Genomic DNA, 19,460 nt, shown 5'->3' with positions numbered 1-19,460 from the left:
CATCCGTGACCCTGCCCGACAGCCCCCCGCCCGGCCAAGGCGACACGCCCCCGGATGACGACCTGACCGACGACGGGTTCCTTGGCGGCGCCCTGCAGATCCTGCAACCGCGCCGTGGATACAGGGCCGCGACGGACCCCGTGATGCTGGCCGCCGCGATGCCCACCCGCGAGGGGGAGGAGGTTCTGGAACTGGGCTGTGGCGCTGGCGTCGCGTCGCTGTGCCTGGCCCATCGCACCGGCGCCCGCCCCACCGGGGTCGAGTTGCAGCCGGCCTATGCCGCGCTGGCCCGGCGCAACGCCGCCCGCAACGGGATCGCGATGGAGGTGCTGACCGCCGATCTGGCCCGCCTGCCGCCCGAGGCGCGGCGCAGCTTCGATCACGTGATGATGAACCCGCCCTTCTTTGCCACGGGCGACGGCACCCCCGCCGCCGACCCCGGGCGGGAGACCGCCAACCGCGAGGATCTGCCCCTCGCCACATGGACCGATGCCGCCACCCGGCGGCTGCGGCCCGGCGGCTGGCTGGGCGTCGTGCACCTGGCCGAACGTCTGCCAGACCTGCTGCGGGCCTTGGACGGACGGATCGGCACGGTCTCGGTCCTGCCGCTGGCGGGGCGCGCCGGGCGGCCTGCCGGACGCATTCTGCTGCTGGGCCGCAAGGGTGGGCGCGGCGCCTTCCGCCTGCTGCCCCCGCTGGTCATGCACGAAGGCGCCGACCACGAGGATGGGGGCGGCGCCTTCAGCCCCGAGACTTTGCGAATATTGCGTGGCGGAGAGCCGCTGACAGCTTTTCGATCAAATTGAAAGAATTTTGCGACATCCCATATCGAAGGGACGCAGCGCCATAGGTGACACGACTCGCCAAATGTGCTGCACTCTAGTTCTACAGCAAGAGGAGACTTCGGAATGGCATTGAGTTCGCATGTGCAGGAACTCCGCAAGAAGCATCAAACTCTTAACGACGAGGTCAAGGAGGCGCATCGCAGCCCCTCGGTAGACGCTCTTCGGATCGCTGAACTCAAGAAACAGAAATTGAGACTCAAGGAAGAGATCGAAAGGCTCAGTCGCTAGCCGGTTCACACCCGGCCAACCAAGGCCGCGGCTGCGCCCTGAAAGGCACCTGCAAGCCCGGCCACGTGGAAACTTCCTGGAAAGACTTCCGGCGTCGGGACATGTTCCCGACGCTGATTTGCAAAAACCGCCGGCTGCCCTTTAGGGGTGCTCCACATGTCTCGGCCCGCCGGGCCCACGTCCCTCCCCCTTTCGACATTCCAAATCGCTCAAGCCCTTGGTGAGGGCGCGATACCCCCTTTGAAACGAAAACAGCGCCGCCCCGGAGGGACGGCGCCGTGGTTTCGGGCGATGGACGGCAAAAGCCGGCCGTGGCTCAGGCCATGTACTGGCCGCCGTTGGCGGTCAGGGTCGATCCGGTGATGAACCCCGCGTCGTCGGATGCCAGGAAAACCACCGCACGGGCGATCTCGTCGGCTTCGCCCAGGCGACCGACGGGGATCTGCGGCAGGATCACCTCGTTCATCACCTTTTCGGGGATGGTGCTCATCATCTCGGTGTTGATGTAGCCGGGGCAGATCGCGTTGACCGTGATGCCGGCGCGGGCGCCTTCCTGGGCCAGCGCCTTGGTGAAACCGATGTCGCCGGCCTTGGCCGCGGCATAGTTGGTCTGGGCGAACTGGCCCTTCTGCCCGTTGATCGAGCTGATGGTGATGATGCGGCCGAACTTGCGTTCGCGCATCCCGGGCCAGACCGGGTGGGTCATGTTGAAGACACCGGACAGGTTGGTATCCATCACCTCTTTCCACTGCTCGGGGGTCATCTTGTGGAAGGGCGCGTCGCGGGTGATCCCGGCGTTGTTGACCAGCACCTCGACCGGGCCAAGATCCCCTTCGACCTGGTGGATGCCGTCGACGCAGGCGTCGTAATCGGCCACGTTCCACTTGTAGGTCTTGATCCCCGTCTCGTCGGTGAAAGCGCGCGCCTTGTCGTCGTTGCCCGCGTAGGTGGCCGCCACCGAATAGCCGGCCTTCTTCAACGCGGTCGAGATCGCCGCCCCGATGCCGCGCGAGCCGCCGGTGACGAGTGCTACTCTGCTCATGTGTTCCTCCCGGAAAGTCTACAGGTAATTGTGTTACTCAATATTAAAAGCGCGCGCAATAATATTGCGCGCGCTTTTTGGGGTCAGGGGCGTTCGACGCACATGGCAACACCCATGCCACCGCCGATGCACAGGGTAGCAAGGCCCTTCTTGGCGCCCCGGCGCTTCATCTCGAACAGGAGGGTGTTGAGGACGCGCGCGCCAGAGGCGCCGATGGGGTGGCCGATGGCGATGGCGCCACCGTTGACGTTCACGACCGCCGGGTCCCAGCCCATGTCCTTGTTGACGGCGCAGGCCTGGGCAGCGAACGCCTCGTTCGCCTCGACCAGGTCCAGGTCGGTGGGCTTCCAGCCGGCCTTTTCCAGCGCCTTGCGCGAGGCATGGATCGGGCCGACGCCCATGATCGCGGGGTCCAAGCCGGCGGTCGCGTAGGAGACGATGCGCGCCAGCGGTTCGATGCCCCGGCGCTCTGCCTCGTCGGCGGTCATCAGCAGCGCGCCGGCCGCGCCGTCGTTCAGACCCGAGGCGTTGGCGGCGGTGACGCTGCCATCCTTGGCGAAGGCAGGCCGCAGTTTCTGCATCGCCTCGATCGTGGCCCCGTGGCGGATATACTCGTCCTGGTCGACGACGATGTCACCTTTGCGGGTCTTGACGGTGAAGGCGACGATCTCGTCGGCGAACTTGCCGGCTTTCTGGGCGGCCTCGGCCTTGTTCTGGCTGGCGACGGCGAACTCGTCCTGCTGGTCGCGGCTGATCTGCCATTTCTCGGCGACGTTCTCGGCGGTCTGACCCATGTGATAGCCGTTGAAGGCATCCCAGAGGCCGTCGCGGATCATCGAGTCGATGAACTTCATGTCGCCCATCTTCTGGCCCGAGCGCATGTGCGCGACATGGGGCGAAAGGCTCATGCTTTCCATGCCGCCTGCGGCGACGATGCCCGCGTCACCCAGCTGGATGTGCTGGGCGGCCAGCGCCACGGCGCGCAGGCCCGAACCGCAGACCTGGTTGATGCCCCAGGCGGCGCTTTCCTGCGGCAGACCGGCCAGGATGTGGGCCTGGCGGGGCGGGTTCTGTCCCTGCCCGGCGGTCAGCACCTGACCCAGGATCGTCTCGTCGACATCGGCGGCCTCGACACCGGCGCGGGCGACCAGCTCCTTCAGGACGGTGGCGCCCAGCTCGTGGGCGGGGGTGTCGGCGAAGGCGCCGTTGAAGCTGCCGACGGCCGTGCGTGCGGCAGAGGCGATCACTACGTTGGTCATTCAGGAAAACTCCGGGGTTAGGTTAATGCGCGGAAAGGTTCGCGGGCGAACAGATGGCCTGTCTATACCGCCTTTGGGCCCTTTCGCATACCCGGCTTGCTGCATCTGCGAGAGGAATGTTGCGGGCGCAACATGGCGCGGGCCCAGCCCCGGGGCTTGGCCCGCGCCCCACTGACACGCGGAACCAAGGCCCCTTTCCGGGCCCGACCGGCGCACTTGGGACAAGCGCCCCGCACGCCTCGGCCCACTCGCCGACCCAACCAGTCCCCGGCCGCCCTACCCCGGGCCGATCAGGCCTGCCGCAGGTCGCCCCGCCCGCCAGTGACCCGGGTCTTGTCCCAGGCCGGGCGGATGGTCGGCGCCCCGTAATAATAGCCCTGCAGGCAATCGACACCAGTCTCGCGCAGAAATTCGGCATCGGCGGCCCGTTCGACCGATTCGGCAACGGTGAACATGTCGAAATGGCGCGCGATCGAGACCAGCGCCTGGGCCAATACCTGGTTATCGGGCTCGGCATGAATATTGCGGATGAACTGCCCGTCGATCTTGACGATGTCGAAGTAAAGGTCGCGGAGGTGCCGGAAAGCGGTGTAGCCCGAGCCGAAATCGTCCAGCGCGAAGGAGATCCCCCGCGCCTGCAACCGCCGCATGAAGAACGAGACCACATCGGGCATCACGATGGCCGAGGATTCCGTGATTTCGAGGATCAGCCGCTCGGCCACGGTCGACGACCGTCCAAGGCCGCGTTCCAGCGTCTGCACCCAGGGTTCGTATCCGACCGAGCGGGCGGACATGTTGATCGACAGGCGCAGCATCTCGTTCTCGGCCAGGGCGCGCAGGCCCAGTTCCAGCGAGCGGCAGTCGATCTGGCGCCCAAGTTCCAGCGTTTCGGCCACGCCCACGAAATTGCGCGCCGGGATCACCCGCCCGCCGGGATCGACGACGCGGATCAGCCCCTCGTGAAAGGCGACGCGACCGGGATCGGCGGCCTGGACCACCGGCTGGTAGGCCAGCAGCACGTTGTCGGACAGGATCGCGGCCTGGACCATGTCCAATGTCCGGGCATCCCGCTTGGCGACCGCGACGCCGATGGGATCGCCCGGTTCTTCCCCGTTGTAGACTTCCGGATGATGCATGATCTTCCCCTTTGCTCGTCCTCCGGTGTGGGCGATAAGCTTTAAGAAGCGGTGAAACGGGACGTGGGGGGCGAACATGCCAAGATGCGAATGGTGCGGCGATGACCCGCTTTACGTCGAGTATCACGATCGCGAATGGGGCGTGCCCCGGCGCGACAGCCGCGAGCTTTTCGAGATGCTGACGCTGGAGGGGTTCCAGGCCGGGCTGAGCTGGATCACCATCCTGCGCAAGCGCGAGAATTTCCGCGCTGCCTTTGCCGGGTTCCGGCCCCAGATCCTGGCCGGCTGGGGCGCGCCCGAGGTCGAGCGTCTGCTGGGCGATGCCGGCATCGTCCGTCACCGCGGCAAGATCGAGGCCACCCTGTCGAACGCCCGCCAGTGGTGCCGGCTGGAAGAGGCCCGGCCCGGCGCCTTCTCGGACCTGGTCTGGGACAGCGTCGGCGGCACCCCGCGACAGGAGGGGCGGCGGCAGCATGCCGACCTGCCTTCCGTCACGCCCGAGGCCACCGCGCTGGCCAAGAAGCTCAAGGCCGAGGGGTTCCGCTTTTGCGGGCCGACCACGACCTATGCCTTCATGCAGGCGGCGGGGCTGATCAACGATCACGTCGCCGACTGTCCTCGCCACGCCGAGCTGGCCGGGTAGCATCCCGCGATGGGCCCAAGGCGTGTGCGCGCCATTTGCACAGGGCTGCGCCCTTGTGTAGAGGGTTCGCACGCCCAAACAGCCACCAGAGGCCGCCACCGATGACCGACAAGACCCAGAACACGATGTGGGGCGGCCGCTTTGCCGCCGGACCCGATGCCATCATGGAGGCGATCAACGCCTCGATCGGGTTTGACAAGCGCCTCTACGCCCAGGACATCGCCGGGTCGCGCGCCCATGCCGCGATGCTGGCCGCTTCGGGCATCCTCAGCGAGGCCGACGCCGACGCCATCGGCGAGGGGCTGACCGCCATCCTGGGCGAAATCGAACAGGGGGATTTTCCCTTCTCGACCGCGCTCGAGGACATCCACATGAACGTCGAGAGCCGCCTGCGCGAGCGCATCGGCGACGCGGCCGGCCGGCTGCACACCGCCCGGTCGCGCAACGACCAGGTTGCAACGGATTTCAAGCTGTGGACCCGCGACCAGATCGATGCCGCAACCCGTGGCCTTGAGGCTCTGATCGACGCGCTTCTGGGCCAGGCCGAGGCCGGCGCCGACTGGGTCATGCCCGGCTTCACCCATCTTCAGACCGCGCAGCCCGTCACTTGGGGCCACCACATGATGGCCTATGTCGAGATGTTCGGCCGGGATCTTTCGCGCTTCCGCGACGCCCGGGTTCGGATGAACGAATGCCCCCTGGGCGCTGCGGCACTTGCGGGCACGTCCTTCCCGATCGACCGGCACGTGACGGCAGAGGCGCTGGGCTTCGACCGGCCCTCGGCAAACTCGCTCGACGCGGTGTCGGATCGCGATTTCGCGCTGGATTACCTGTCGGCGGCGACCATCTGCGCCATGCACCTCAGCCGTTTCGCCGAAGAGCTGGTGATCTGGTCCTCGGCCCAGTTCCGCTTTGTCGCGCTGTCGGACCGGTTCTCGACCGGCTCGTCGATCATGCCGCAGAAGAAGAACCCCGACGCGGCCGAACTGATCCGCGCCAAGATCGGTCGGATCCTGGGGGCAATGGTGGCGCTGTTCACGGTGATGAAGGGCCTGCCGCTGGCCTATTCCAAGGACATGCAGGAAGACAAGGAACAGGTCTTCGATGCCGCCGACAGCCTGATGCTGGCGCTGGCCGCGATGGAGGGGATGGTGCGCGACATGACCGCCAACCGCGAGTCCCTGGCCGCCGCCGCAGGCTCGGGCTTCTCGACCGCGACGGACCTGGCCGACTGGCTGGTGCGCGAGGCGGGGCTGCCGTTCCGCGACGCCCACCACGCGACCGGCGCGCTGGTCGCGATGGCCGAGAAGAAGGGCTGTGACCTGCCGGACCTGACCCTGGAAGAGATGCAGTCGGTGAACCCTGCCATCACCCAGGGCGTCTTCGACGTGCTGGGGGTCGAGAACTCGGTCGCAAGCCGCGTCTCCTACGGGGGCACGGCACCCGCCCAGGTGCGCAAGCAGGTCGCCCGCTGGCGCGAGGTCCAGGCCGGATGGACCGCGTGAAGTTGCGCGCCGCCCTCGGGGGGATTGCGGCCCTGATGCTGCTGGGGCTTGCGGGATGCGGCGTCGACGGCCGCCCCGTGCCGCCCGGCACCGACCCCGACGCGGCGCCGGTCGAAAAGACCCCCGCCACGCCTGAGGTCTTTCCCAAACCCCTCACCGAGTAGGGACGCCCGGGCCAAGGGCGGCGATTGATCCGCCCCGCGCATCTGCTATGACCCGCACGAACGGCGCCAGGGCGCCCTGCGGATCGTCACGACCACGACCATCAGAAGGACCGACGGGATGGATCATTTTCTTTACAGGGACGGCCAGCTTCATGCCGAGGATGTGCCCGTGTCCGAGATCGCCCGCGCGGTCGGCACCCCCGTCTACATCTATTCCGAGGCCACGCTTCTGCGCCATTTCCGCCTGTTCGACGAGGCGCTGTCGGGCATGGATCACCTGGTCTGCTTCGCGATGAAGTCGAATTCCAACCAGGCCGTGCTGAAGCTTCTGGCCGATGCCGGGGCCGGGATGGATGTGGTCTCGGGCGGCGAATACGCCCGTGCCCGCGCCGCCGGCGTCCCCGGCGAACGCATCGTCTTTTCCGGTGTCGGCAAGACCGAGGCCGAGATGCGCCAGGCGCTTGAGGGTGGCATCCGCCAGTTCAACATCGAGTCCGAGCCCGAGATGGCCCTGCTGTCCGGTGTTGCCGAAAGCATGGGCAAGGTGGCCCCCGTCACCATCCGCATCAACCCCGATGTCGATGCCCGCACCCATGAGAAGATCGCCACCGGCAAGTCCGAGAACAAGTTCGGCATTCCGATCTCGCGCGCCAGTGCTGTCTTTGCCGAGGCCGCGGCGCTGCCGGGCCTCGAGGTGGTCGGCATCGACGTGCACATCGGCAGCCAGCTGGTCGAGCTGGAGCCGTTCGAACAGGCTTACACCAAGGTCGCCGAGCTGACCCGCCAGCTGCGCGCCGAGGGGCACGACATCCGCCGCCTCGACCTGGGCGGCGGGCTGGGCATCCCCTACACCCGCTCGAACGAGGTGCCGCCCCTGCCGCAGGATTACGGCGACATGGTACGCCGCACCCTCGGCCACCTGGATTGCGAGATCGAGATCGAGCCGGGTCGCCTGATCGCGGGCAACGCGGGCATCCTGGTATCGTCGGTCATCTACCTCAAGTCTGGCGAAGGGCGCGATTTCCTGATCGTGGACGCCGCGATGAACGACCTGCTGCGCCCGTCGATGTACGGCGCCTACCACGACATCGTGCCGCTTATTGAGCCGTCCTCCGACACCCCGCTGGCACCGATCGACATCGTCGGCCCGGTCTGCGAAAGCGGCGACACATTCGCCAAGCAGCGTCCGATGCCGCCGCTCGCCTCGGGGGATCTGGTCGCCTTCCGCTCGGCCGGGGCCTATGGCGCGGTCATGTCGTCGGAATACAACACCCGCCCCCTCATCCCCGAGGTTCTGGTGCGCGGGGATCAATTTGCCGTAATTCGTCCCCGGCCTACCTATGACGACATCATCAACCGCGATAAGCTGCCCGAGTGGCTATAGCCCCGCGCGCCCTCTGATTCCGCCCGCAGCGCCCTCGGGACGCGCCGCGACGCGACTGTCCGGGGTCACCGCGGCCCCGGAGTGAGCGATGGATCCGAACCACCCCGACGCCCAGCCGCGCGAACCCGGCCCCGACCGGGACGCCGCCGCGGCACTGCGCAGCCTGGCCCGCCCCCTCGTGGTGACGCGGGCCGGTATGCTGGCCGAACGGATCACCCGCGCCTTCTGGCCCCTCTGGACACTGATCCTGGCAACACTGGCGGCGGTGATGCTGGGCGGGGCGGCGCCGCTTTCGGCCCGCGCGCTCGTCCTCGCCGGCGGTGCGGTCCTGTTGCTGGCGGGCTGGCTGGGTTTTCGTGGCCTCCGGCGCTTCGTCTGGCCCAGCCGCGAAGAGGCGTTGGCCCGGATCGACGCCACCCTCAAGGGCCGGCCCATCGCGGCCCTGCGTGACAGCCAGGCCATCGGGCAGAACGATCCGCGATCCCGCGCCGTCTGGACCGCCCACGTCGCCCGCATGGGCGAGCGGCTGAAGACCGCGCGCCCGGTCCGCCCCGACCTGCGGGTCGCGCGCGACGATCCCATGGCCTTGCGCCTGATCGCGGCAACCGCCTTTGCCGCCGCGCTGATCTTCGGCTCGGTCTGGCACCTGCGCGACGTGGCGGGCGTGCCGGGCGCCGGCGGAACAGCCGTCGCCGCCGGTCCCAGCTGGGAAGGCTGGGTCGAGCCGCCGCTTCATACCGGTCGGCCGGGCCTCTATCTCAACGACATCCCGTCCGGCCCGCTGGAACTGCCCGAGGGCAGCCGGTTGGTGCTGCGCTTCTACGGACAGCTTGGTGCGATCACGGTCGAACAGGACGTGACCGCCCCCCTGCCCGCCCCGGATGATGCGGCAACCGCCGAGGCCGGCCCCGAGGCCCAGCAGGCCGAGGAACTGGTCGGCGGCGGTTTCGAGGGGGTGGTCAGCCGCTCGGGAAGCCTGCGGATCACCGGCGCGCAGCCGCGCGACTGGCAGATCGACGTGCTGGCGGACATGGCCCCCACGGTCGAGGTCACGGCCCCCTTCGAGGGTCGCGCCGATGGCGAGATGCGGCAAGGCTTCCGCGCGACGGACGATCACGGTGTCGAGGGCGGCAGCGCGGTGCTGGAGCTTGACCTGCCCCGCCTGCCGCGCCGCCACGGGCTGGCTCCCACGCCCGAACCCCGTGATCCGATCACCATCGACCTGCCGATGACCATCGCCGGCGACCGCTCGACCTTCGAAGAGGTTCTGGTCGAACGCTTTGCCGAACATGCCTGGGCCGGCCTGCCCGTCACCCTGCGGCTGGAGGTGCGCGACGCCATCGGCCAGACCGGCGAGGTCCGGGTCACCGATATCGACCTGCCGCGCCGAAGCTTCTACGACCCGCTTGCCGCCGGCATCGTCGAACAGCGCCGCGACCTGCTGTGGACCCGCGAAAACGCGCCGCGCGTGGCACAGATCCTGCGCGCCATGACCGCCTACCCCGATGGGTTCATCAAGAACGAGAAGGGCTACCTGCGCCTGCGCCTGGCCCTGCACCGCCTGGAAGCCGCGATGGAGGGGCGGGGCGTTCCCCTGGCCGAGGGCGCGGATACACCCGCCGCCGCAGCCACGCCCGAGGACAAAATCGGGGACAAAACCGCCGCGCCCCGCGCCGCCGAGGCCCCGCGCCTCGTGCCCGTGGTCAACGGGCTGACGCCCGCGATGCGCGACGAGGTGGCCACGATGCTGTGGAACGCCGCGCTGATGTTCGAGGATGGCGACCTGTCGTCGGCCCTTGAACGCCTGCGCCGGGCCGAGGATCGCCTGTCCGAGGCCATGCGCAACAACGCCCCCGAGGACGAGATCGCCCGGCTGATGCAGGAACTGCGCGAGGCGATGCAGGACTATATCCGCGAGATGGCCGAGCAGGCCCGCCGCGACGAGAACCAGCAGGCCGAGGCCGACCAGCAGGGACAGCAGATCACCGGCGACCAGCTTCAGCAGATGATGGACCGGATCGAGGAGCTGATGCGCCAGGGCCGCACCGCCGAGGCGCAGCAGCTTCTGGACCAGCTTCGCCAGATGATGGAGAACATGCGCATCTCGCGCCAGCAGGGGCAGCAGGGACAGCAGGGCGATCAGGGCCAGCAGTCGATGCAGGGCCTGTCCGAGACGCTGCGCGAACAGCAGAACCTGTCGGACGAGGCGTTCCGCGACCTGCAACAGCGGTTCAACCCCGGCCAGCAGGGCCAACAGCAAGGCCAGCGCCCCGGACAGCAACCGGGCCAACAACCGGGCCAACAACCCGGTCAACAGCCGGGCCAGCAACCTGGTCAGCAACCCGGACAGGGGCAACCGGGCGATCGCCAGGGCAACCAGCCCGGATCCCGCCCCGGCGATCAGCCCGGGCAGCCTGGCGGCAGCGCCGGCCAGGGCCAGGGCAATCCCGACGCAACGCCCGGCGGGCCCCAGGGTCTTGCCGATCGTCAGCGCGCCCTGCGCGACCAGCTCAGCCGCCAGACCCGCAACCTTCCCGGCGCCGGCACCGAGGCCGGCGAGGCCGCCCGCGAGGCGCTGGACCGGGCCGGCCGGGCGATGGACCAGGCCGAGGATGCCTTGCGCGAGGGGCTGACCTCGGATGCGCTGGACCGCCAGTCCGAGGCCGTGGAGGCCCTGCGCGAAGGCATGCGCAATCTTGGCGACGCCATGGCCGACCAGCAGCCGGGCCAGCAGGGACAGGGACAACAGAACGGCCGCGCCCAGGGCCCCTCGGGTGAGGGGCGTGATCCGCTTGGCCGCGAGGCCGGAAACCAGGGGCGCGTCGGCTCGGACGATGCGCTGAGCGATGGCGAGGATGTCTATCGCCGCGCCCGCGAGTTGCTGGACGAGATCCGCCGCCGCTCGGGCGATCAGACCCGCCCCAGCGAGGAGCTGGATTACCTGCGGCGCTTGCTGGAACAGTTCTGAGCCGGACAGACCCACACGGATTGCGGCCTTGACCCGGGCCGCTCCGGGCTGGGCGCCAGGCAGGTGGAAACATCTGCCCCGCTTGAGGGCACCGAAGCCAGATGCGGTTTAGCCGCCCAGGTTGCCGATCTTTTCGACCATCAGCCGCGCCCAGTCGTCGAGGCGCAGGCGGGCCACGTCCACAGTCTCGACATAGCGGTCAAGCAGTGGCCCCGCCTCGGGGATGCGGTCGACCACCTCGGGGGCAAAGCGGTAAAGCGCCACCCCGGCGGCGGCCAGCAGCACCATAAGAAGAAACCCCAGCCGGAAGCCCGTGCGCTGACTTTCCTCGGCGGCGTCCTCCTCGGTGACGGGCGCGTCGGGATCGGCAGAGCGATCCGTGGTCGCGGTCAGCGAGGAATTGACCTCTTCGATATCGGGGAACATCTCGCTGCGGTCGTCCTGATCGACGCCCGGGCGGCCGGGGATCGCCGTCGCGTGGCCATGGGCACCGGCGGCTGCTCCGGCGGCACCGGCCTCGGCGGCGGCCTGCGCTGAGGCTTGCGCGGAAGGGGCGGGCATCTCGGGCTCATCGCCTTCCTGCCAGCTGGGCAGGCGGCTTCGGGCGGCGGTCGCGTCGTGGGGCGCGCCCGAATCCAGGCCCAGGTCGGGTTGGCTTTCCAGGCGGTTGATTTCGGCGCGGCGGGCCTCGGCCTCGCGGCGGGCCTCTTCGCGCAGGACCTCGGCCACTTCGGGATCGAGCGGGCGGCGGGGGATCTGTTCGCGCTGGGACAGCGGGCCGCCGGCGGGAAGCGATGTGCCGGCGGGATCCTCGGGGGTCGCGCGGTCGGCGTCGGGGGCCGCATGGTCTCCGCCCTCCTCCTCGTCATCCCCGTCCTCGGGCAGGCCATCATCGCCCAGCGCAGCGCGCAGGGAGGCCTCGAACTCGTCCTCCTCCGCGTCATCCGCTGCGGGGGCGGAGGTCGGCGCGCTGCCGGCCAGCTCCTCGTCATCCTCGTAAAGCTGGGTATCGTCGCGCTGGCTGTCGCCGGCATCGGCCGCCACGTCGCCGAAGAAGGCGGCGGCCTCGCCGTTGTCCTGACCCGCCTGGGGCGAACCGGCATCCGTTGCCGCGTCCGATGCCACATCCTGACCCGCCGCCGCAGCGGCCGTCGCACCCCCGACCGGGTCGTGGATACGCGAGTCCTGTCGCATGCCCCGGCTTCGCGGCTGGGCGACATGGGGTGGCGGCGTGGTGACGGGTTCATCCGGGCGGCCATCCGCCGTTTCGGAGACCTGGAACCAGGTGTGCCCGCAATTGGAACACTGGACATCGCGCCCTTCGGGCGGAATGACGCCGTCGCCCACCTCGTATTGCGCATCACAATTCGGGCAAATCAGTCGCATTTACGACCTCGCTCACTGCTCGGCGTCCGGTATTTTCCGGCTCGCTTCGATTTCATCGGCTTTTATCAATCAAAGCCTGTTAATTCAAAGTAATTGACCCTTCCTCCGATTGAAACCCGTCGCGTGTTGCGCGACACTCACGGCCTTGCAGATCGAGGGGCCGGAATTGATCGAACTGGAAAACGCCGCCTACTCCTATGGCGGCGCGGAACTACTCAGCGACATGTCCCTGCAATTGGGGGCGGGCAGCTTTCACTTCCTGACCGGCCCTTCCGGTGCCGGCAAGACCACCTTTCTGAAACTGTGCTACGCCGAACTGGTGCCCAGCGCGGGCACCGTGCGGCTGCTGGGCCAGGACGTGCGCCAGATGGATCGCGACGATGTCGCCCGCCTGCGCCGCCGCGTCGGGGTGGTCCATCAGGATTGCCAGTTCCTCGACCACCTCAGCCTGCGCGAGAATATCGCCCTGCCGCTGGAGGTTTCGGGCCACGACATGAACGCGGATTCCATCAACCTGGACGAGCTTCTGGGCTGGGTCGGCCTGGCCGAGCGCGCCCGCGCCCTGCCCCCGGAACTTTCTGGCGGCGAGCGACAGCGCGCGGCACTGGCGCGGGCCGTCATCATGTCGCCCGATGTCATCATCGCGGACGAGCCGACCGGCAACATCGACTGGGAGATGAGCCTGCGCCTTCTGACCCTGCTGGTCGAGCTGAACAAGATGGGCAAGACCATCGTCATCGCGACCCATGATCTGAACCTGATCCGCGCCACCAAGGCCGAGGTATCGGCGCGTGTCCTGCGCATCGCCAATCGCCGGCTGCAACTGGCGGGGTCGGACCTGTGAGCGCGCAGCGCCCCAGCCGAGGCGCCCGTGCCAGCGCGCCGCTGCACGCCCTCATCGCGGCGGTGTTCCGGCCCTCGGGCCGCGCCGACCGGGTCGTGCCGCCCACCGGCTTCACCGCGCGACTGACGGTCTTTACCGCCGCCGCCATGGCCTTCCTCGGTGTCTTCGCGCTGGCCCTCTCGCTGGCGACGGGCCGGCTGGCCGAACGCTGGGGGGCCGAACTTGCGCGCACCTCGACGGTGCGCATCTCGGCCCCGGCGGGGCAGATGGCGGCCCAGACCGAGGCGGTGGTAAGGGTGCTGCAATCCACCCCCGGCGTCCGCTCGGCCCGGGTGTTGGAGGATGACGAGCTGAGCGCGCTGCTGGAACCCTGGTTCGGCCCCGAGCTGCCGGTCGCCGACCTGCCGGTGCCCAGCCTCGTCGAGGTGATCGAGCAGGGCGAGGGTTTTGACGCAGAGGGCCTGCGCCAGAGGCTGGCCGCCGAGGCCCCCGGCTCGGTCCTGGACGACCACACCCGCTGGCGCCGTCCCCTGATCGACGCGGCCGACCGGCTGCGGCTTCTGGGGCTTCTGTCGCTGGCGCTGATCGCGGCCTCGACGGCGGCGATGATCACCCTCGCGGCCCAGGCCGCCCTGGCCGCCAACGCCCGGCTGATTTCCACCCTGCGCCTCGTGGGCGCACGGGACACGTTCATCGCGCGCGCCTTCGTGCGCCGCTTCACCCTGCGCGCCATCGGCGGCGCCACCATCGGCACGCTGGCCGGCGGCCTGGCGGTGCTTGCCCTGCCCAGCGCCGACGCGGCGGGCGGCTTCTTGACCGGTCTTGGATTCCAGGGCTGGCACTGGCTCTGGCCGCTTCTGATCCCGCCGCTTGCCGGACTGGTCGCCTTCCTGGCCACCCGCACCGCGGCGCTGCGCACCCTGAGAGGATTCAAATGATCGCCTACGGCATCCAGTGGCTGCGGTCGCTGTTCTACAGCATCTCGCTCTATACCTCGATGTTCGTGATCGGCATCGCCTACTTCCCCTTTGCGCTGTTCAGCCGGCGGGCAGCCTTCGGCGCCTGTCACGCTTTTTGCGGCTATGCCATCTGGTCGGCCCGCTGGATCGTCGGCATCAAGACCGAGGTTCGCGGCACCCCGCCCACCGAGGAATGCATGATCGCCGCCAAGCACCAGTCGTTCTTCGACATCATCGTCATCTTCAACAGCGTCCCCCGGGGCAAGTTCATCATGAAGCGCGAATTGCTGTTCGCGCCCGTGCTGGGCCAATACGCCTGGCGCATCGGCTGCGTGCCGGTGGATCGCGGCAAGCGTGGCCGCGCGGTGATGAAGATGGTGGCCGACGTGATCCACGGGATGCAGCGGGCCGGACAGCTGATCATCTACCCCCAGGGCACCCGGGTCGCACCGGGCGTCGCGGCCCCCTACAAGGTGGGCACGGGCGTTCTGTACGAACAACTGGGGCAGCCCTGCTACCCGGTGGCGACGAACGTGGGCCTCTTCTGGCCGAAGCGGGCTGTTATGCGCAAACCCGGCCGCGCAGTGGTCGAGTTTCTGGAGCCGATCCCGGCCGGCGTCGACAAGGCGAGCTTTCTTGCGCAACTCTCGCGCCAGGTCGAAGAGCGGTCGATCGAGCTGATGGCCGAGGCCGGGTTCCACACCCCGCCCGAGGGCAACGCCCTGACTGCTAGCGCGGGGGGCGCACGCTCTCTCAGGGACGGCGCCGGAACGAATGTGCCGGGGCCCGAGGGCACCCTGGACACCGGCACGGCCGAGGGGGGCGCGGTTGCGGGCCTCGGTGCCGCGCCCGGGCCGGGAGACCTTGACGACGACCCGCTCAGCCCGATGCCCGGCCCCGTTCGCGGGCCCATCAGCGAGGCGGGCGAGGACCCGGCGCCGGACGGCCCCGAGAAGACGACCGGGAAAGAGACCGACAGCTGACAGTTCTCTTTTCAATCCCGGAACATTCGTGCAACTTGGTCCGGATCACTTTGGGACTTGAGTGCACATGACCGGGCAGGACGATCAACGCGGGACCGTTGGCACCAAGGGCGCGGAGGCCGGCCGGAACGACAGGCGCGTCCGCATCCTGTTGGATCATCTCGACCAGGAGGTCGGGTTGTGGCAACTCAACGTCGCCGACGGCACCGCCTGGCGGAACCTGCGCCACGATCAGATCTTCGGCTATGACGAAGTGCTCCCCGAATGGACCTTCGAGATATTCCTTGAACATGTCGTCGCCCAGGACCGCGACAAGGTCCGCACCCTGTTCCAGACCGCCGTCGAGAACAGCCAGCACTGGTCCTTCGAATGCAAGATCATCCGCGCCGACGGAGACGAGGGCTGGATCCGCGCCCATGGCGAGCCTGTCCGTGACCCCGAAAGCGGCGAACAGTTCCTGCTGGGCAGTGTCTTCGACATCTCCCGCCTGCGCCGCGCAGAGGAGCAGACCCGCCTTCTGAAGGCCGAGTTGAACCACCGCGAGCGCAATCTGCTGGGAATGCTGCGCGCCATGGTGCAGCTTACGGCCGAACGTGCGACCGGCGTGAAGGCCTTCGCCAAGGTGCTTGGCGACCGGCTGGCGGCCTTGGGCCGGACCCACGATCTTTTCGTCAGCCGCGGCAGCTTCCCCGTGCCGCTGGTCCAGATCGTGCGCGCAGAGATGGCGGCGATGGACATCCGTCCGGACCGGTTCACCATTGAGGGCGACACCGACTTCGCGCTCCACTCCAAGACCGCCGAAAGCGCCACGCTGGTCCTGCACGAGCTGGTCACGAACGCCCGCCAGCACGGTGCCTTCAGCACCAACAAGGGGCGCGTGCGGATCAGTATCGAGTCCCGCAAGGAAGGGGTCGCCCGCATCATCTGGACCGAGGTCTGGGGCCCCCGCGTGGCAAGGCCCACCGAGTACGGCTTCGGCGCCCGCATCCTCGACACCGCCCTTGGTCAGGACGGCACGGTGAAGATGGACTACAAGCCCGACGGGCTGGTCTGCACCATCGACCTGGTGGCCAGCCGACCGCGCCCGACCATGGACGTGGCCCGCACGACCGTCATGCCCGTCGAGATGCCCGACCTGAAGGGCAAGCGCGTGATGGTGCTGGAGGATGAAGCGCTGATCGCCCTGTCGCTTGAGATGACCCTGACCGATGAGGGGGTCGTGGTGCTAGGCCCTTTCTCCTCGGTCGACGATGCAAAGGCTGCGATGAAGGGCGAGGTCGACGCCGCGATCCTGGATGTGAACCTCGGCCGCGACACATCGCTTGATGTGGCGCAGACGCTGACGACGCGGGGGGTGCCCTTCGTGTTCCTGACCGGCGACGGCGACTGGCACCGGGTCGCGAATACCTTCCCCGACGTGCCCGTCTTGGAAAAGCCGATCCGCGAGGTCGATGTGGTGGTCAGCCTCGGTCGCGTGCTGAAGAAGGCGGCCGGCCGGAAGTGAGGCATCGCGCCCCGGCCCGCTGGCGCATCAGGCGGCCAGGCCCTTCGATCCCATGTCCAGGAATTTCTGCCGCCGCGCGTCGCGCAGGGCCTTGCCGTCCTTGCCCGAAAGCTCCTCCAGCAGTTCGACGATGCTGCGACCGACGGCGTCGATGGCCGCGTCGCGGGCCCGCTGGGCGCCACCCACGGGTTCCTTGACGATCCGGTCGATCACGCCCAGTGCCTTGAGGTCCTGGGCCGTCAGGCGCAGGGCCTCGGCGGCCTCGCGCATCTTCTCGGCATCCTTCCACAGGATCGAGGCACAGCCCTCGGGGCTGATGACCGAGTAGATCGAATGCTCCAGCATCACCAGCCGGTCGGCGGTGGCGAAGGCAACGGCGCCGCCCGACCCGCCCTCGCCGATGATGACCGAGACCAGCGGGACGCCGATGCTCAGGCAGCGCTCGGTCGAGCGGGCGATCGCCTCGGACTGGCCCCGCTCCTCGGCGCCTTTGCCGGGGTAGGCGCCGGGCGTGTCGACAAGGGTCACAACCGGCAGGCGGAAGCGGTCGGCCAGATCCATCAGGCGGATTGCCTTGCGATACCCCTCGGGGCGGGCCATGCCGAAGTTGCGCTCGATCCGGGTCTTGGTGTCGTGGCCCTTCTCATGGCCGATCACCATCACCGGGCGGTCCTCAAGCCGGGCCAGCCCGCCGATCACGGCGTGGTCGTCGGCAAAGTTGCGATCGCCGGCCAGCGGCATGAAATCGGTGAACAGTCGGTTCACGTAATCCATGCAATGGGGGCGGTTCGGGTGCCGGGCGACCTGGCATTTGCGCCAGGGGGTCAGCTCGGCATAAAGCTCGCGCAGCATCTTGTCGGCCTTGGCGTCCAGCGCCGCGGCCTCTTTTTCCACGTCCATTTCGGAATTCGCCCGGGCCATCGCCCGCAATTCCTCGGCCTTGCCCTCGATCTCGGCCAGCGGCTTTTCAAATTCGAGATAGTTTTGCATGGAATGCTCCGCCTGTTGTCCGGGTTATATGACGCCCGGGGACGGTTTTTGCAACAATCCCCGGCCAGGGTCGGATTCAGCCGGCGGGCCGGCGCGTCATCCTACCGGAACGCTGCTTCCGAGGATCGAATTCGGGCAGTTCTGCGGCCCGGCGTTCAAGAAACGGTCAGATTTGCGCCTTAGAACGATCAACGCAAATTGCGACAACACCAGCGATAAGAACGTCAGGAAATGAACGTCACATGTATTACTCGCTAACCCTCGCTGCCCTTCTGGTGCTGATCTACCTGGCCCGGCCGATTCTCCGGCGCCGTCTGAGATACCTGCGCAACCGCACGCCCGGCCCGGTGCTGGAACGCCCGTTCTCGGCCCAGTTCTCGGGCCAGCTCTCCGGCCTTCCCGGCGGCGGCCCGTCCTATTCGGGGTTCGAGCGGTCGGCACCCCAGATCCGGCCCATGCCCCGCATGCGCTAGGCCAAGGCCGGGCGGCGCGGGCTGACCGCCCCGCCCTGCTCTCTGCATCCTGTCAAGTTCTGCGCCGCCGCCCCTTCGGGCAGGCGTGACCGGCGCCGTCGCTCAGCCCTGGCGGGCAGCGATCAGTTCGGATTGCCGGACGATGACTTCGGCCTGCTTGATCGAGGCGATGTCGACCAGCCGTCCCTTGTAGACCGTGGCGCCCGATCCTTCGGTCTTGGCCTTCTCCATGGCCTCCAGAATCTCGCGCGCCTCGGTCACGGCCTCTTCCGAGGGGGTGAAGACCTGGTTCGACAGCGGGATCTGGCTGGGGTGGATCGCCCATTTGCCGACCATGCCCAGCACGGCCGAGCGGCGCGCCTGAGCCAGGAAGCCCTCGGGGTCCGAGAAATCGCCATAGGGCCCGTCGACCGGCAGGACGCCATGGGTGCGGCAGGCGGCGACGATCGCGGTCTGGGCCCAGTGCCAGGGATCGGACCAGTACTGCTGCCCCTCGCGCAGCATGTAATAGCCTTCCTGCGTGCCGCCGATGCCAGTGGTCTGCATCCCCATCGAGGCCGCGAAATCGGCGGCCCCCAGGCTCATGGCCTGAAGCCGGTCCGAGGCGGCGGCGATCTCTTCGACATGGGCGATGCCGGCGGCGCTTTCGATGATGACCTCGAAGCCCAGCCGCTTGCTGCGGCCCGTCGCACGCTCGATCGCGGTGACAAGGGCGTCGACGGCATAAAGATCACCCGCACAGCCGACCTTGGGGATCATGATGAGGTCCAGCCGCTCGCCGGCTTGTTCCAGCAGGTCGACCACGTCGCGATACCACCAGGGGGTATCCAGACCGTTGATCCGGACGCTCAGCGTCTTGTCGCCCCAATCCACATCCGAGATGGCGGCGATGATGTTCTGACGGGCCTGGGCTTTGTCATCGGGGGCGACGCTGTCCTCCAGATCCAGGTTCACCACATCCGCGGCGCTGGCGGCCATCTTTTCGAAGATCGCAGGGCGGGAGCCCGGGCCGAAAAGCTGGCAGCGGTTGGGGCGGGAAACGGGCGAGGGCTGGATGCGGAAGCTCATTGCGGATCCTTGAGGTCATTAAGTTGCGTGACAGGCACGTCACTCGTTAGGATATTGCGGCGCAGCATGCAACGGGTCG

General features: G+C 68.2%; 18 protein-coding genes. 12 read left to right on the top strand and 6 right to left on the bottom strand.

Annotation, left to right across the window (positions count from 1 at the left end):
- Positions 1 to 5: 5 nt before the first annotated feature.
- Both CLV77_RS01545 and CLV77_RS01540 read left to right on the top strand, forming a co-directional pair.
- Positions 6 to 806, top strand: coding sequence for a tRNA1(Val) (adenine(37)-N6)-methyltransferase (locus CLV77_RS01545; RefSeq protein ID WP_236861022.1), 801 nt, complete (start codon positions 6 to 8; stop codon positions 804 to 806).
- A 102-nt stretch (positions 807 to 908) separates the two neighbouring features.
- Positions 909 to 1,073 (top strand): YdcH family protein, encoded by a 165-nt coding sequence (locus tag CLV77_RS01540; protein ID WP_076979567.1) that lies wholly within the window; start codon positions 909 to 911, stop codon positions 1,071 to 1,073.
- Between the two features lie 316 nt (positions 1,074 to 1,389).
- On the opposite strand, the gene phbB is transcribed toward CLV77_RS01540, so the two are convergent.
- The 3 genes from phbB to CLV77_RS01525 form a co-directional block, all read right to left on the bottom strand.
- Positions 1,390 to 2,115 (bottom strand): acetoacetyl-CoA reductase, encoded by a 726-nt coding sequence (gene phbB / locus CLV77_RS01535; protein WP_076979568.1) that lies wholly within the window; start codon positions 2,113 to 2,115, stop codon positions 1,390 to 1,392.
- A gap of 83 nt (positions 2,116 to 2,198) precedes the next feature.
- Positions 2,199 to 3,374, bottom strand: coding sequence for an acetyl-CoA C-acetyltransferase (locus tag CLV77_RS01530; protein ID WP_076979569.1), 1,176 nt, complete (start codon positions 3,372 to 3,374; stop codon positions 2,199 to 2,201).
- 290 nt (positions 3,375 to 3,664) lie between these two features.
- Positions 3,665 to 4,510, bottom strand: coding sequence for an EAL domain-containing protein (locus CLV77_RS01525; protein WP_076979570.1), 846 nt, complete (start codon positions 4,508 to 4,510; stop codon positions 3,665 to 3,667).
- 76 nt (positions 4,511 to 4,586) lie between these two features.
- Between CLV77_RS01525 and CLV77_RS01520 the strand changes: the two genes are divergently transcribed.
- The 5 genes from CLV77_RS01520 to CLV77_RS01505 all read left to right on the top strand — a co-directional run bounded on the left by CLV77_RS01520 (position 4,587) and on the right by CLV77_RS01505 (position 11,174).
- A complete protein-coding gene (locus CLV77_RS01520; protein ID WP_076979571.1) occupies positions 4,587 to 5,153 on the top strand; it encodes a DNA-3-methyladenine glycosylase I in 567 nt (188 codons plus the stop codon).
- Between the two features lie 101 nt (positions 5,154 to 5,254).
- Complete coding sequence (gene argH, locus CLV77_RS01515; RefSeq protein ID WP_076979572.1) at positions 5,255 to 6,658, top strand: argininosuccinate lyase; 1,404 nt, start codon at positions 5,255 to 5,257, stop codon at positions 6,656 to 6,658.
- Positions 6,646 to 6,822 (top strand): hypothetical protein, encoded by a 177-nt coding sequence (locus CLV77_RS16250; RefSeq protein WP_157801989.1) that lies wholly within the window; start codon positions 6,646 to 6,648, stop codon positions 6,820 to 6,822. Before argH ends, CLV77_RS16250 begins: the two co-directional genes overlap by 13 nt.
- Positions 6,823 to 6,940: 118 nt before the next feature.
- On the top strand, positions 6,941 to 8,206 hold the full coding sequence (gene lysA / locus CLV77_RS01510) for a diaminopimelate decarboxylase (RefSeq protein ID WP_076979573.1): 1,266 nt from the start codon (positions 6,941 to 6,943) through the stop codon (positions 8,204 to 8,206).
- A gap of 88 nt (positions 8,207 to 8,294) precedes the next feature.
- Complete coding sequence (locus tag CLV77_RS01505) at positions 8,295 to 11,174, top strand: DUF4175 domain-containing protein (RefSeq protein ID WP_083707743.1); 2,880 nt, start codon at positions 8,295 to 8,297, stop codon at positions 11,172 to 11,174.
- A 108-nt stretch (positions 11,175 to 11,282) separates the two neighbouring features.
- Here CLV77_RS01505 and CLV77_RS16645 read toward each other — a convergent pair whose 3' ends face one another.
- Positions 11,283 to 12,560: a zinc-ribbon domain-containing protein gene (locus CLV77_RS16645; RefSeq protein ID WP_076979574.1), complete on the bottom strand. Its 1,278-nt coding sequence runs from the start codon at positions 12,558 to 12,560 to the stop codon at positions 11,283 to 11,285.
- A 166-nt stretch (positions 12,561 to 12,726) separates the two neighbouring features.
- Here CLV77_RS16645 and CLV77_RS01495 point away from each other — a divergent pair, with 166 nt between their 5' ends.
- From CLV77_RS01495 to CLV77_RS01480, 4 genes are all read left to right on the top strand, one after another.
- Positions 12,727 to 13,404, top strand: coding sequence for a cell division ATP-binding protein FtsE (locus tag CLV77_RS01495; protein WP_076981053.1), 678 nt, complete (start codon positions 12,727 to 12,729; stop codon positions 13,402 to 13,404).
- A gap of 41 nt (positions 13,405 to 13,445) precedes the next feature.
- Positions 13,446 to 14,342, top strand: a complete 897-nt coding sequence (locus CLV77_RS01490; protein WP_076981054.1) for a cell division protein FtsX — start codon at positions 13,446 to 13,448, stop codon at positions 14,340 to 14,342.
- Positions 14,339 to 15,346, top strand: coding sequence for a lysophospholipid acyltransferase family protein (locus tag CLV77_RS01485; protein ID WP_076979575.1), 1,008 nt, complete (start codon positions 14,339 to 14,341; stop codon positions 15,344 to 15,346). The genes CLV77_RS01490 and CLV77_RS01485 overlap by 4 nt, the downstream gene beginning before the upstream one ends.
- A gap of 67 nt (positions 15,347 to 15,413) precedes the next feature.
- Entirely contained in the window at positions 15,414 to 16,850 is a 1,437-nt protein-coding gene (locus CLV77_RS01480; RefSeq protein ID WP_076979576.1) for an HWE histidine kinase domain-containing protein, read from the top strand.
- A 27-nt stretch (positions 16,851 to 16,877) separates the two neighbouring features.
- Here CLV77_RS01480 and CLV77_RS01475 read toward each other — a convergent pair whose 3' ends face one another.
- Positions 16,878 to 17,840 (bottom strand): acetyl-CoA carboxylase carboxyltransferase subunit alpha, encoded by a 963-nt coding sequence (locus CLV77_RS01475; protein ID WP_076979577.1) that lies wholly within the window; start codon positions 17,838 to 17,840, stop codon positions 16,878 to 16,880.
- Between the two features lie 242 nt (positions 17,841 to 18,082).
- Between CLV77_RS01475 and CLV77_RS01470 the strand changes: the two genes are divergently transcribed.
- Entirely contained in the window at positions 18,083 to 18,313 is a 231-nt protein-coding gene (locus tag CLV77_RS01470) for a hypothetical protein (protein ID WP_076979578.1), read from the top strand.
- Between the two features lie 102 nt (positions 18,314 to 18,415).
- On the opposite strand, the gene CLV77_RS01465 is transcribed toward CLV77_RS01470, so the two are convergent.
- Positions 18,416 to 19,381: an L-malyl-CoA/beta-methylmalyl-CoA lyase gene (locus tag CLV77_RS01465; RefSeq protein ID WP_076979579.1), complete on the bottom strand. Its 966-nt coding sequence runs from the start codon at positions 19,379 to 19,381 to the stop codon at positions 18,416 to 18,418.
- Positions 19,382 to 19,460: the final 79 nt, after the last annotated feature.

The organism is Brevirhabdus pacifica (genome assembly GCF_002797755.1).
In the GTDB taxonomy this organism is placed as follows: domain Bacteria; phylum Pseudomonadota; class Alphaproteobacteria; order Rhodobacterales; family Rhodobacteraceae; genus Brevirhabdus; species Brevirhabdus pacifica.
This window is presented reverse-complemented; position numbering and strand designations above follow the sequence as displayed.